Raw genomic sequence first — 13863 nt, 5'->3', positions numbered from 1 at the left:
TTGCCGGATGAAATTTTTTAAAGAATTTAGAAAACAAGAAGTTCTGGTGCTTTTGTACCGGATTTTTTTAGCATATGTCTTTTATCAGATAGCCAGGCTTTTGTTCTGGTATTTCAATAAAGAACTCATTAAAGTAGATTCCGTTTCAGATTATTTCAACCTTGCATTTCATGGAACAGCCTTTGATACTACGGCCATTTTATATGTCAATGCCTTATTTATTCTGCTGAGTCTTGTCCCGATTGTCATTAATACGAAGAAAGTTTATCAGACCATTCTTTTCTGGCTGTATTTTATTACCAACGGAATTGCCTATGCGATGAATTTCGGGGATTTTGTTTATTATAAATTTTCCCAGGCAAGACTTACTTCTACAGCACTGGAAGTGGCAAAACACGAGTCCAATGTCTTTAAAGTATTCACGGTTTCCATTGGCCAGCATCCTTTTGTTCTGATGTGGTTTGTTGTTTTAATGGCACTTTGGGTTTTCCTTTATAAAAAAGTAAAGATTACGGAGCAGAAGCCTTTAAAACTTATCCCGTACTTTATATGGTCTGTGTTGGTTCTTTGCGGAACCGCTGTTTTGGTAGTAGGAGGAATTCGTGGAGATTTCAAGCACAGTACAAGACCTATCAATTTGGTAGATGCGAACCGTTTTGTTGTGAATCCGCTTCAGGGAAATATAGTCTTAAACAGTACATTTTCATTCTTCAGAACTTTAGGAACGAATAACTTTAAAGAAGTTCATTTTGTAGATGAAAAATATATTGCGGATAATGTTCAGCCTTATAAAGAATATGACCGGAAAGTAGAGAACCGTCCCAATATCGTTATTTTTATTGTTGAATCTTTCGGAAGAGAATATTCGGGAGCTTTTAATAAAGACAAAAATATCAACGGATATGTTTCCTATACCCCTTTTATAGACAGCCTTGCGGGGAAGAGTCTGATTTTTCCCAATACTTTTGCCAATGGCAGACAATCCATCCACGGAATGAGCAGTGTGTTGGCCGGAATTCCGAGTCTTACGGATGCTTTTACCAGTTCACCCTATTCCAATCAGAAAATACAGTCCATTGTTTCGGTTTGTAATGATCTTGGGTACGATACCTCTTTCTATCACGGAGCTCCCAATGGATCTATGGGTTTTCTCGGATTTGGAAATATATTGGGCTTTAAACATTATTTCGGGAAAAATGAATACAATCACGATGAGGATTTTGATGGGATGTGGGCCATCTGGGATGAGCCGTTTCTTCAGTATTTTGCAAAGAATGTAGGAAAGAAGCAGCCTTTTATGTCTACCGTATTTACCGCTTCCTCTCACCATCCGTTTAAAATTCCTGAGAAATACAAAGGGAAATTTAAAAAAGGAACCATAGAAATGCATGAACCGATCCAGTATACGGATTATGCCATTAAAAAATATTTTGAAACAGCTAAAAAAGAACCGTGGTTCAATAATACCATCTTTGTTTTCACAGGAGATCATACCAATCAGATCGCTTACGGAGAATATGAAAAAGCCATGAACCGGTTTGCCGTTCCGCTTATTCTTTATTCCCCCAATCCGGACTATCATCTTAATGGGGTGAATCCGGAAGTGGCCCAGCAGATTGATATTTATCCTACACTGGCAGATCTTATCGGTTACAATAAGCCTATCAGAAGCTGGGGGAGAAGTCTCGTAAGTGATAAAGTATACCCTTCTATTGTTGTGAATTCAGATGGAAGCTCGGAGCAGTTCATCATCGGAAACTACATATACCGCTTTGACGGAAAAGAAATTACCGGCGTATACGATAAAACAGACCTGGGCTTTGAAAAAAACCTGATGGGAAAACTGAAAAACCCGGAAATTGAAAAGGGAATGCAGACGGCAAAAGCCTGGTTCCAGGATTATATGGATAGGGTGATTAACAGGAAACTGAAATAGTTTGCGTTTCGAGTTTTAGAGTCGGAGAGTTGGAGGGTTTTAGAGTTGGAGAGTGAGAGCGTTTTAGAGTTGAGCTGCTGATTTAAACCCCGAAACTCGTACCCCGAATTCTGGAACTTCGGTCTATCATATGCCCTGTATAATAAAAGTTTTTGCCTGTTTGAAATTTAATTTCTATTTTTAACAATAGATAGCTAACAAAAAACGTATATCGGAATTAAAACTATAAGAAATATGAAAAAAGTATTATTAACATTCGCGCTTTGCCTATTCAGTGTACTTTCGTTTGCACAGATTGAAGGGAAATGGAAGACTATAGATGACGAAACGAAGCAGGCAAAATCTATTGTGGAGATCTTTAAAAAGTCAGACGGGAAGTATTATGGGAAAGTTTCCCAATTGCTGATCAAGCCTGCAGATCCAAACTGTACGGGATGTAAGGATGACAGAAAAGGAAAACCTATCTTAGGATTAGAAATCATCAGAGGTCTTAAAAAAGAAGGTGATGAGTTTACAGGAGGAACCATTACAGACCCTAAATCAGGAAAAACATACAAGTGTACCATCACAAAAAGTGGTGACAAACTGAATGTAAGAGGATATATGGGAGTTTCTGTGTTCGGAAGAACCCAGGTTTGGGATAAAGTAAACTAATCGGTTTAAATAAAATGATAGGACGGCATTTCAGCAATGAGATGCCGTTTTTCTATTTTTTTAATCCCAATCAAAGATTGCAGGGATTCTATATTTTAGATGTGATTGGTAAAAGAATCCACAATAAACTTCTGTCTGAGCCCGGAAAAGCCACGGATCGCTGAGCAGTACGGAAGAAATAGCTTTTTGGTTCAAAGAATATTAAGTCCTCTCATTCAATGCGATGCCTTTTTTGTTATGTTACTAATAAAAAAACACTATTTTTGTAGTCTAAATTTTTCAAATAAATATGGCAGAATATACTTTTCGTGAGGTAATTGCACAAGCAATGAGCGAGGAAATGCGTAAAGACGAATCCATCTTTTTAATGGGGGAGGAAGTTGCAGAATACAATGGTGCATACAAAGCTTCAAAAGGAATGTTGGATGAATTTGGTCCTAAAAGAATAATCGATACCCCTATTGCTGAGCTTGGTTTTACAGGAATTGCTGTAGGAGCTGCAATGAATGGTAACAGACCTATTGTAGAGTATATGACGTTCAATTTCTCTTTGGTAGGTATTGATCAGATTATTAATAATGCAGCGAAGATCCGTCAGATGAGTGGTGGCCAGTGGAACTGTCCTATCGTTTTCAGAGGGCCTACTGCTTCTGCAGGACAATTGGGAGCTACACACTCTCAGGCTTTTGAAAACTGGTTTGCCAATGTTCCGGGTCTTAAAGTAGTGGTTCCTTCGAATCCTTACGATGCGAAAGGGTTGTTGAAAACAGCTATTCAGGATAATGACCCTGTTATCTTCATGGAATCTGAGCAGATGTATGGTGATAAAATGGAAATCCCTGAAGAAGAATATTACCTGCCGATAGGTAAAGCAGATATCAAGAGAGAAGGTACAGACGTTACTTTGGTTTCTTTTGGTAAGATCATGAAGCTGGCTATACAGGCAGCTGAAGATATGGCTAAAGAAGGAATCTCTGTAGAAGTGATTGATCTTAGAACGGTTCGTCCTCTTGACTTTGATACTGTTTTAGCTTCCGTTAAAAAAACAAACAGACTGGTAATTCTTGAAGAAGCTTGGCCGTTCGGTTCAATTTCTTCTGAAATTACTTATATGGTACAGCAGCATGCTTTCGATTATCTTGATGCTCCTATCAAGAGAATTACAACTCCTGATGCACCTGCGCCTTATTCTGCTGCACTATTTGCAGAATGGTTCCCTAAACTTGAAAAAGTGAAAGAGGAGATCAAAAAAGCGATGTACGTGAAATAACTATTATAGAAAAAAACTTCCGAAAGGAAGTTTTTTCATTTATTATATTCATGAAGAAAAATTCTTGACGTCATAAAATTAGTATAAATTTGCGCTTTTAAAAATTAAATTGGCTGATATGGCAGATGTTACAGAGGGTGGTCATCACTTTGATCTTAATAAACTCTCATTTGTAGGCGTTATTGTATCTCTCGGGATTGTTTTCGGTGATATTGGTACGTCGCCCCTTTACGTAATGAAGGCGATCGTTAACGCAAGAAAAGACGGTGCCTCTATGCCGTTCGACGAATATATTGAAGGTGCATTGTCCTGTATTATCTGGACGCTTACGCTTCAGACCACCCTGAAATATGTGATCATTGCTTTACGAGCAGATAACAAAGGGGAAGGTGGTATTCTTGCCCTGTATTCATTAGTAAAGAAACTCAAGAAAAAATGGCTCTACGTGGTCGCCATAATTGGGGCTTCCACACTCGTTGCAGACAGTGTAATCACTCCTTCCTTAACGGTGATGTCTGCTATTGAAGGGCTCAAAATATACAATCCTGAAACTCCTGTAGTAATCATTACCATTGTGATCCTATTTGTGGTTTTTGTGGTACAGCAGTTTGGAACGGCCTCTATCGGAAAGTTTTTCGGACCGATTATGGTGACATGGTTCCTGGTTCTTGGAATTTTCGGTTCCGTTCATATTTTTGATCATATCGAAATTTTAAGAGCTTTCAACCCGATGTATGCCTATAACCTGATTACCCATTCTTCCAGTGCTATTGTGATTATGGGAGCTGTTTTCCTTTGTACTACAGGAGCGGAAGCTTTATACTCAGATTTAGGACATTGTGGAGCAAAAAACATCAGAATAAGCTGGATTTTTGTGAAACTGATGCTTATTCTGAATTATCTAGGACAGGGAGCATGGCTTCTTGACAACTATCATCAGGTATTCAACGGAGTAAATCCTTTCTTTGGAATTATGCCGCAATGGGCTGTTCTTCCGGGAGTAATTCTGGCTACGGCAGCAGCTATTATTGCCAGTCAGGCCGTAATTACAGGTTCATTTACCATGTTCTCCGAAGCGATGTCTATCTCTTTCTGGCCGAACCAGCATATTGAATATCCTTCAGGGATCAAAGGGCAGATGTATATTCCGAGAATCAACTGGGGGCTGATGGCATTCTGTTTTGTGGTTGTAATATTTTTCCAGAAATCAGAACGTATGGAAGCCGCTTACGGTCTTACCATTACAATTACCATGTTGATGACAACGATCCTGTTGTTGTTCTGGCTGAGCCGTACACGGGTTAACAAAATCTTCATCATAGGATTTGCCATCGTTTATCTTTTCCTTGAATCAGGATTCTTCTATGCCAATGTCATCAAATTTGTTGACGGAGGATGGCTGACGATGGTATTAGGCGGATTCATTGCAGTATGTATGTACGCATGGTACAACGGAAGGCTGATTAAAGCTAACTTTATCCAGTATGTGAAAATTGAGAAATACGTTTCCATCATAAAAGACATGAAGCTGGATGAAAGCATTCCGAAATATGCAACCAATCTTGCCTACCTGAGCAGAGCTAAAAGAAATGATGAGGTAGAATCAAAAATCATCTATTCCATCATCAAAAAACAGCCGAAAAGAGCCGATCATTATTTTATTTTAAGTATTGTGAATCAGGAAGATCCGTATACTTTCAAATATACGGTAGACGAAATTCTTCCGGGAACCGTTTATAAAGTGAATTTCCTGCTTGGATTTAAAGTAGACCGCAGAATCAATGACTATTTCAACATGGTTCTGAAAGATCTTATGGCAGACGGAACCATTCCTTCAAGAAGCAGTCATCCATCTTTGAGAGCGCATAATATTCCGCCGGATCTGAAGTATGTGATTATAGATAATACATATATCAACGATATACTTTTAACTGTTAAACAGAAGATTACACTTAATATCTACAACTTTGTGAAGTATATCGGAAGCGATGATTTCAAAGCATGGGGAGTGTCTTCACACAACGTAGAAGTGGAATCTGCACCTATTACGGAACTTACGATTTATGACAATAAGATTGAGCAGTCCGGCTTCTTCCGTCATAATTCCTAAACCTACCGGTGCTAAAGGATACCTTCTATTTAAATAAAAATCAATAAATTTGTAGATAATTTTTTTGATGGATACAATACAAAAAGAAAAGAATATTGCTTTGATTAAGGATGTGTTAAGAAATTACCTGCTTGAAAAGGGTTTCAGAAACACCCCTGAACGATATACGATATTAGAAGAAATTTATAATATGGATCACCACTTCAATGTGGATGATCTGTATCTTCTGATGATGCAGAAAAAATATCATGTTTCAAAAGCAACGATTTACAACACTATTGAAATTTTCCTTGATGCAGGGTTAATCCGTAAGCATCAGTTCGGAGAAAAAACATTGACCTCTTCCTCTTACGAAAAGTCTTATTTTGATAAACAACATGATCACCTGGTGATCTACAAAAAAGGCTCTGATAAAGAAATTGAAGAAATTATAGAATTCTGCGATCCAAGAATCCAGGGAATTAAAGAAGCAATTGAAGAAGCATTTGGCGTAAATATTGATTCGCATTCGCTGTATTTCTATGGTACCAAGAATGATTAATCAATGAGAATAATCCTTTTTCTGTTAATTTTTATTTCTGCGTTCAGCTCCGCACAGGAGAATAAAACAACGCAGATGGATCCTTATATTCAATCCAAAGGAAAACCTTCAGTACCTGTAAGACCTGAAGACAAGGTAAAAATCATCCATTCCGACGAATTTAAAAAAGATACCAAGTACGAAGGCAATCAGTATATGGTAGGGCATGTTCAGATAGAGCATCAGGGATCTATCCTTTATGCTGATGAAGTGATTCTGTATAATGACCAGAGTCTTGTAAAGGCTATTGGGAATGCAAAACTTCAGAATGCAGACGGTTCCGTAATTACAGCCCACGAAATGGAGTACAACGGAGTTACCCAGAAAGGGGTGGCCAAAAAAGATGTTGTACTTACCGATCCGAAGCAGACCATTAAAACGGATATTCTGTATTATGACAGATTGGCTAATCAGGCCTATTTTAATACGGGAGGTACAATTTCCGATGCTCAGAATGTAATGTATACCAAATCCGCGACCTATTTCCTCAACACCAAAATGATTGATTTTGTTGGGAATGTGAAAATAGACAATCCGGAATATATTATAGAGGGGGCCAATATCAAACAAAATCAGAATACAAGAGTGGCCGAGTTTTTTGGGCCCACTACCATTACCAACAGAGCCAATTCCAAAAACAGAATTTATACTGAAAGAGGAACTTACAGAATGGAAACCAAGGAAGCTTTCCTTAACAAAAACTCCAAGATCTTTTACAACGATAAAATCCTTACCGGAGATGATATGTATTTTAATAATATCACTGGCTTCGGTAAAGCAACCGGAAATGTAACGCTGGATGATCCAATAGAAAGGAGATATATTAAGGGAGGATACGGAGAAGTTTTCCAGAAAAAAGATTCTGCGATGATGACTAAAAGTCCTTATGCCGTAAAAATCATGGAAAAAGATTCCATTTATTTTGCAGCAGAAAAGATACTTTCTTATCAACGGCCGGATTCTGCAGATATAAAAGTGAAAAAAAGCTTTTTAAGAGCCTATAAAAAAGGACGTATCTTTAAATCAAATGCACAGGGAAGAGCAGATTCCATTGCGTTCAATGAGACCGACGGAATTATGCATATGTATACCCAACCGATTCTTTGGAGCGGAGAAAAACAGGTAACAGGTGATAAAATTGAAGCGTACTTTAATACGACAACGGAAAATATAGATTCACTTAAAGTAATTGGAAATGCTTTGGCTATCAGTAAAGTGGATTCATTAAACCTTAAAGATGAATTCAACCAGGTGAAAGGTAAATTTATGACCGTTTATTATCAGAATAACGATATCAAAGAAGCCAGGGTAGTAGGAAACGCACAATCTATCGTTTATGTGGATGATGTGGATCAGGAAACCAAAAAACCGGAAAGAATAGGAATTACCCTTTCTACATGCGGAATCATTGGAGCTCTATTCGAAGAAAGAACCTTACAGATTATTTCCTGCAGCATCGGGGCCAATTCAGACACCTATCCGATGAGTAAGATAGAACCTGACAAAAGAAAATTCTCTGATTTCAACTGGAATACCAAAGACCGGATCAGAAAATGGCAGGATATTTTAGTGGATACCCCAAATTATGAGGAAATAAAGTATACTGCGGATAATGAACTCTTCAACCAGGCTCAGGATGCTATAGATAAAGAAAAAGCTAAAGAAGAAGCAAAAAAACCGAAAAGGGTACGCAAATAGTATCAGAAATTTTCAACAAAATATAAAATCACGATTTCAGAGACAGAAAATCGTGATTTTTTTAGCTCCAAAATTTAATAAATTCAACATATAGTGAAATATTATGTTGTTTTTTTCAATTTTACTATTTTTAATTTACCTCTCAATCCCCTTTAAAACCTACATTTTTATTCAGTTTTTTTATTTAATAAATATTTTTTACTAATATTTTGTTTTGATTTATAATATTTTTTAAATTGGAAATAGCAAATATTGATAAAAAATTACAATATGAAAAACAATTATTTCCGTTTACTCCCTGTACTATTTTGTATAGGGATGAACGCACAAGTAGGGATAGCTAAAAGTCCCGGTTTTCAGCCCGATTCCAGGGTATTATTGCATGTAAAAGAAGACAACACGGCAGCCAGAATGCCCCGGTCTAATACCGCTCTAGCATTGCCAGCCTCTGCTTCAGGTACCACAGGAAATGGTACCCAGAGTTCCATTATTTTCAACAGGGAAACCGGAAGTATTGTACAAAACGATGGAACTACCTGGAAAATATCAGATCCCATCGTAACGACTTTGAAAAACAACAAAATGGCCCGTTTTATAAGAAGCGCCGCCATCACTGCAGATTGTGGAACCTGCGGATTAGGATGTGGAGGTGTAAACAGGCTTTGTCCACTTGGAGGCGGAGCAATAGATGTCCCTTTTACCAATGCCAGTCCAAGTTATAATGATATTACGGCAGATGTTTCGCTTGCCGCTGCTACCAGTAATATCATTAACATTAAAACAAGAGGATTGTACAAGGTCTCCTTTAAAAGTGGTGCCATTGACGTGAAGACACCCTCTCTCTGTGCAGGTGTAACAATCAACCTATACTCAAAAGTAGATATGGAAACAAGTACTGCGGCCGCTCCGACTACCTGGAGACCTATTACCAACAATACGACGAGCTCTACCAGTGGGGCCTTATCCTTAGGAAGTTTATCGCCGGGTGCCATTGATGTAGGACAGTCATTGGTTCTTACTTATATAGGAAGCTTTGAAGCCGGAGATAACTTGCGTCTTAGGTTTTATGGTAATCAGAACATAGGATCCGGCGTTTGTACCGGAGTTATTGGAGGGAATGTACTGTCTTTTTCAATGAATACCACCGGAAATGCGGTGTCAGAAATTATTGTTGAAAAAATAAATATGCAATAAAATGAAAAAGTTCATATTAATTGTAGTGCTTTTATTTCAATATGGTTTAAACGCACAGGTAGTGATTGGCGATAATGTGGTAAGCAATCAGAATATCGTGAAAGTAAAGGATGGAGCAAAAGGGATAATCTTACCATTTTCTACGACCTATACTGCTTTTCCAAAGTATGATGCATCATCTCCAGATGTATTTAGCGACTATCCCAATCTTGTAGGAGGTCTTATTTACAATAAAACGGATGACCAATATTATAAGTATGACGGTTTTGCCTGGAATCCAGCAAGACAGATTCAGGGTATTTTTCAGCCTAAAGGTTCAAGACTGGGCATTTCTTCGGGAATTACCATCCCTTGTTTTGCTTTTGGTCTTGGGATATGTCTTTCTCTGGGGGCTCCGGTTTATCTTGCCCCGGACAATAAAAGCCAGGTGCTTGTGGATAACCTGCTTCTGAAAAATGTAAGCTCTGTAACTATTAAACAAAATGGAATGTACGATGTAGCTGCAGCTCTTGGCTTTACGGGAGGCAGTGTGGGTGCTCAGGTGGGTGTTACAGAATTTAAATTAACATTACAGGTCAAGTATACGCCGGCTTCAGACTGGGAAACCATTGTAACCAAGACGAATTATTCTCTCGTATTTATTGTAGATACGCAGGGAAGTAAAACATCCAGTTTTGCCCAAACCATATCCTTACCCACAGGTGCTGAACTGAGAGTTGTTCCTACAATAACAACAGTTGGAGGTTCAGGAGGATCTATGGCTGCTTACGGGACAGATAGCAACTCTATCAACTCATATATCGGAGCACGTTTAATTAAAGCCTACTAACAATGAAAAAATACATATTCTGCCTGTTCATGGTTTCATTCACTATGTACAGTGCACAAGTCAATTTTACCAATATACCCAATCCTGATTCCAATGCGAATGGTAATGATCAGGTAATGATGTATATCACGAATGCAAACGAAGCTACAGGCGTCAAAGGTTTTGGCTTACCCGCAGTTGAAACGCTTACGGATTTACCTAACACAGGCGTAGATACCCCTTCAACCAGAATAGAAGCATTGCGCGGAATGCTCCTGTTTGTAAAGAGCACAGGCCAGGTAATGGTATTTGACGGGCTCGTCTGGAGTAAAGCCTTTGAAATAGAATCGGATAACGTTTCCAGATTTTCAATAAATCCGGTGAGTACAAGTACAGGCGCTGTTATGCTTCCTATTAATCCTTTGATTGATAAGACTAATTTTTTAGCAGACCCTTTAAAACTTAAAACGAATGCAGCAACAACAGGTGCAGACCTGAACAGGCTTTATATCCGTCAGAGCGGATTGTACAGAGTGAATGTAAGTTTAAATTTTACAGGGGCAGCAGGAACATTCAGCAGCAGATTAGGAGCCAGTTTATATGTCAACGATGTCAAGAGATTTCAGCTTCTGGAAAGTACCGTGAATTTTGATGGTACCATCCGGAAAATCAGTTTAGATTTTTCAGTGTATATTGTTCAGGGACAGTATATAACTCTGGAAGCAATTTCCGAAATTGGAGGGACAACTGCCTATAACGTCATTAATAACAGCTTTGTTACGGTGGAAAAAGTACTTTAAATTAATCTTCAACTTTTTATTATTTATACCAAATTACCCCTTGAGATAATCAGGGGTAATTTTTTTATTCCCGGTAGATAATTTCGGCATGTGCCGAATCTTTTTTAGCTTTGCTGAAAATTTTCGCAACAATGGAGATGCATAAAGACTTTTTTATATATCAGGCACAAACCACAAAATTTGCAGCAGGTTTCGAAGTTGAAAAAGCAGAAGGAAGCTATATTTACGGAACAGACGGAAAAAAATATCTGGATTTTGTAGCAGGAGTTTCAGCCAATACTTTAGGACATTCTCATCCTAAGGTGGTGGAAGCTATCAAAGAGCAGGCAGACAAATACCTTCACGTTATGGTGTACGGGGAATATGCCCAGGAAAAACCTATAGCACTTTGTAAACTTTTGGCAGAATCTACTCCGGATCCTTTAGAAATCACCTATCTGGTAAACAGCGGGGCAGAAGCTATTGATGGAAGTCTGAAACTGGCAAAAAGGTATACAGGAAGGGAGGAAATTGTTTCCTTTAAAAACTCATATCATGGAAACACTCACGGAGCATTAAGCGTATCGGGGAACGAAACTCATAAAAGAGAATTCCGTCCGCTGCTTCCGATGGTCAGTTTTATTGAATTCAATAACGAAAACGATCTGGATCAGATTACAGAGAAAACAGCTTGTGTGATCCTGGAAACCATTCAGGGAGCAGCAGGATTTTTAGTCCCAGAAGGCGACTATCTGATTAAACTTAAAAAAAGATGTGAAGAAGTAGGAGCTCTTTTGATTCTTGACGAAATTCAGCCGGGCTTCGGAAGAACAGGGAAGTTGTTTTCTTTTGAGCATTTTGGGATTGTTCCGGATATTCTGGTGATGGGAAAAGGAATGGGAGGCGGAGTTCCGGTAGGAGCTTTTATGAGTTCCAGGGAAATCATGGAAACACTTTCTCATTCACCAAAACTGGGACATATCACAACTTTTGGCGGAAACCCGTTGATTGCAGCAGCCAGCCACGCTACATTGAAAGAAGTTCTGGAAAGCGGTCTGATGGAAGAAACGGCTGAAAAAGAAAAACTGTTCAGAGAATTGCTGGTACATCCGAAGATTAAAAACATCAATGGAAAAGGTCTGATGCTTGCCGTTAATCTCGGAACTCCTGAATATACCCTTGAAGTGGCTAAAAAGTGCATGGAAAAGGGTCTTATCGTGTTTTGGCAGCTTTACAGAAATGAATACATGAGAATCTCACCGCCACTTACCATTTCAATGGAAGAAATCAAAAAAGGCTGTCAGATTATTATAGATATTCTGAATGAAAATTAAAGACAAAAATCTTTCCGGAACGGAGAGATTTTTCTATGTCTTGCATGGCAGTTTTTAACCTGAAAATGATATTCCTTACAGATTTAAAACCAGTGATAAATATCATGAAGATTCTTTAAAAAAAAAATTGCTTTTTTGCGTAATAAAAAAATTAATTTATATATTGCGGGACGATAAAAACAAAGATTATATGGCGAAACATAAAGTCCATTACGAATTTCCAATGCATTGTTTATCAGAGATTTTATATGAGTATCTGGCAACTGCGGAGGGATTATCTGAATGGTTTGCGGATGAGGTTACAGAGAAAGGCGATGATTTCTTTTTTAGCTGGGGCGGAGGGCCTGCCGAAAAGGCCACTTTGATTAGATATAAGCCTGAAGGATTTGTGCGTTTCAGATGGGAAGAAGACGAGGGAACTAAAAACTTCTTTGAAATGACTATCGTAATAGATGATATTACTGAAGATCTGGCTCTGAACATTACAGATTTCTGTGAAGAAGGCGATGAGCAGGAAAACGCATTATATTGGGAAAACCTGATAGAAAACCTTAGAATAAAATTAGGTGCGGCATAAGCCGGACGAAATTACATGGTAAAACTGATGAACGATTTATCGTTCATTATTTTTTTATAAATAAATCACATCAAAAATTGGAAAATCAATATTTTACATCAGACGGATTAAATGTAAAGAACAGAGCGTTCCTTTTGGGCGACGCAGTGAAGGTGTCTTTCTTCGTGAGAAACGGAGAACTGATCATGGATGAAGAATGCTATTTTTTCTTAATGGCTTCCATGAGAAAGATGAGAATGAATATTCCCCTTACCTATACTCTGGAATTTTTCCAGACCCTTTTTCATAAAGATGTTATTAATGGTAAAGGAATAAAAAACGGAATTATCAACTTCCAGGTGTTCAGAAATAATGATGCTGTAACGGTTTCAAAATCTTCAGTATCCTACTTTTACGAAGTAACTGAATCGGATGATGTGCTGGCTGTTCATCAGAGACCGCTTGAAATGGATCTTACCAAAGAGATCAATGTAAACAGCAATTTATTAAGCAATATCAGAGTTCACTGCCCGGAAAATATCTACGGTGGAATTTATGCAGAAGAAAATGATCTGGATGATGTGATCCTGTTGAATCCGAATAAAAGAATTGCACGTACTACGTCCGGGAATTTACTGTTTCTGGAAGGAAATGTCATTAAAGTTCCCAAACAGTCCGAAGGCGCATACATTTCGCCGTTGATGGAGAATTTTGTGACTTTCCTGCATAAAAATAATCTTGCCGATATTCAGGAGCACGAAATTATAGCCTTTGAATCTCAAAAAGCAGAAGAAATTTTGATGATCTCAGACGAGAAAGGCATATTTTCTGTAGGTAAAATAAGAAATAAGACTTTTGAAAGCTCCCGCTTTATAGAAATGGTGGAAAGCTGGAAAAAAAGTTTTTAAGTTGACAAACCCGGTAAACAACAAAGTACCCAAGTC

12 protein-coding genes are annotated in these 13863 nt (G+C 38.2%); all 12 read left to right on the top strand.

The window, feature by feature from the left end; all coding sequences use genetic code 11:
- The first annotated feature begins 7 nt into the window (after positions 1-7).
- The 12 genes from ACM46_RS07340 to ACM46_RS07285 all read left to right on the top strand — a co-directional run bounded on the left by ACM46_RS07340 (position 8) and on the right by ACM46_RS07285 (position 13827).
- On the top strand, positions 8-1936 hold the full coding sequence (locus ACM46_RS07340; protein WP_048505983.1) for an LTA synthase family protein: 1929 nt from the start codon (positions 8-10) through the stop codon (positions 1934-1936).
- A 234-nt stretch (positions 1937-2170) separates the two neighbouring features.
- On the top strand, positions 2171-2590 hold the full coding sequence (locus ACM46_RS07335; RefSeq protein ID WP_048505982.1) for a DUF2147 domain-containing protein: 420 nt from the start codon (positions 2171-2173) through the stop codon (positions 2588-2590).
- A 289-nt stretch (positions 2591-2879) separates the two neighbouring features.
- Positions 2880-3860: a pyruvate dehydrogenase complex E1 component subunit beta gene (locus ACM46_RS07330; RefSeq protein ID WP_048505981.1), complete on the top strand. Its 981-nt coding sequence runs from the start codon at positions 2880-2882 to the stop codon at positions 3858-3860.
- A gap of 118 nt (positions 3861-3978) precedes the next feature.
- Complete coding sequence (locus ACM46_RS07325) at positions 3979-5970, top strand: KUP/HAK/KT family potassium transporter (RefSeq protein WP_048505980.1); 1992 nt, start codon at positions 3979-3981, stop codon at positions 5968-5970.
- 67 nt (positions 5971-6037) lie between these two features.
- Entirely contained in the window at positions 6038-6511 is a 474-nt protein-coding gene (locus ACM46_RS07320; protein ID WP_034731532.1) for a Fur family transcriptional regulator, read from the top strand.
- Between the two features lie 3 nt (positions 6512-6514).
- The gene (locus ACM46_RS07315) at positions 6515-8248 is read left to right on the top strand and encodes an OstA-like protein (RefSeq protein ID WP_048505979.1); all 1734 of its coding nucleotides are present in this window, start codon (positions 6515-6517) and stop codon (positions 8246-8248) included.
- Positions 8249-8518: 270 nt separating this feature from the next.
- Entirely contained in the window at positions 8519-9442 is a 924-nt protein-coding gene (locus ACM46_RS07310; protein ID WP_131707557.1) for a hypothetical protein, read from the top strand.
- 1 nt (position 9443) lies between these two features.
- Positions 9444-10271, top strand: coding sequence for a hypothetical protein (locus ACM46_RS07305; RefSeq protein ID WP_048505977.1), 828 nt, complete (start codon positions 9444-9446; stop codon positions 10269-10271).
- Positions 10272-10273: 2 nt separating this feature from the next.
- A complete protein-coding gene (locus ACM46_RS07300; RefSeq protein WP_048505976.1) occupies positions 10274-11050 on the top strand; it encodes a hypothetical protein in 777 nt (258 codons plus the stop codon).
- A 137-nt stretch (positions 11051-11187) separates the two neighbouring features.
- Entirely contained in the window at positions 11188-12363 is a 1176-nt protein-coding gene (locus ACM46_RS07295; protein ID WP_048506156.1) for an aspartate aminotransferase family protein, read from the top strand.
- Positions 12364-12553: 190 nt separating this feature from the next.
- Positions 12554-12940 (top strand): START-like domain-containing protein, encoded by a 387-nt coding sequence (locus ACM46_RS07290; protein ID WP_048506155.1) that lies wholly within the window; start codon positions 12554-12556, stop codon positions 12938-12940.
- Between the two features lie 77 nt (positions 12941-13017).
- Positions 13018-13827 carry an aminotransferase class IV gene (locus tag ACM46_RS07285; RefSeq protein ID WP_048505975.1) on the top strand — a complete coding sequence of 270 codons (810 nt, stop codon included), beginning with the start codon at positions 13018-13020 and terminating at the stop codon, positions 13825-13827.
- Positions 13828-13863 lie beyond the last annotated feature (36 nt).

This window comes from Chryseobacterium angstadtii (genome assembly GCF_001045465.1).
Lineage (GTDB): Bacteria > Bacteroidota > Bacteroidia > Flavobacteriales > Weeksellaceae > Chryseobacterium > Chryseobacterium angstadtii.
Note: the sequence above shows the minus strand (reverse complement) of the source record. Positions and strands in the feature narration are given on the sequence as shown.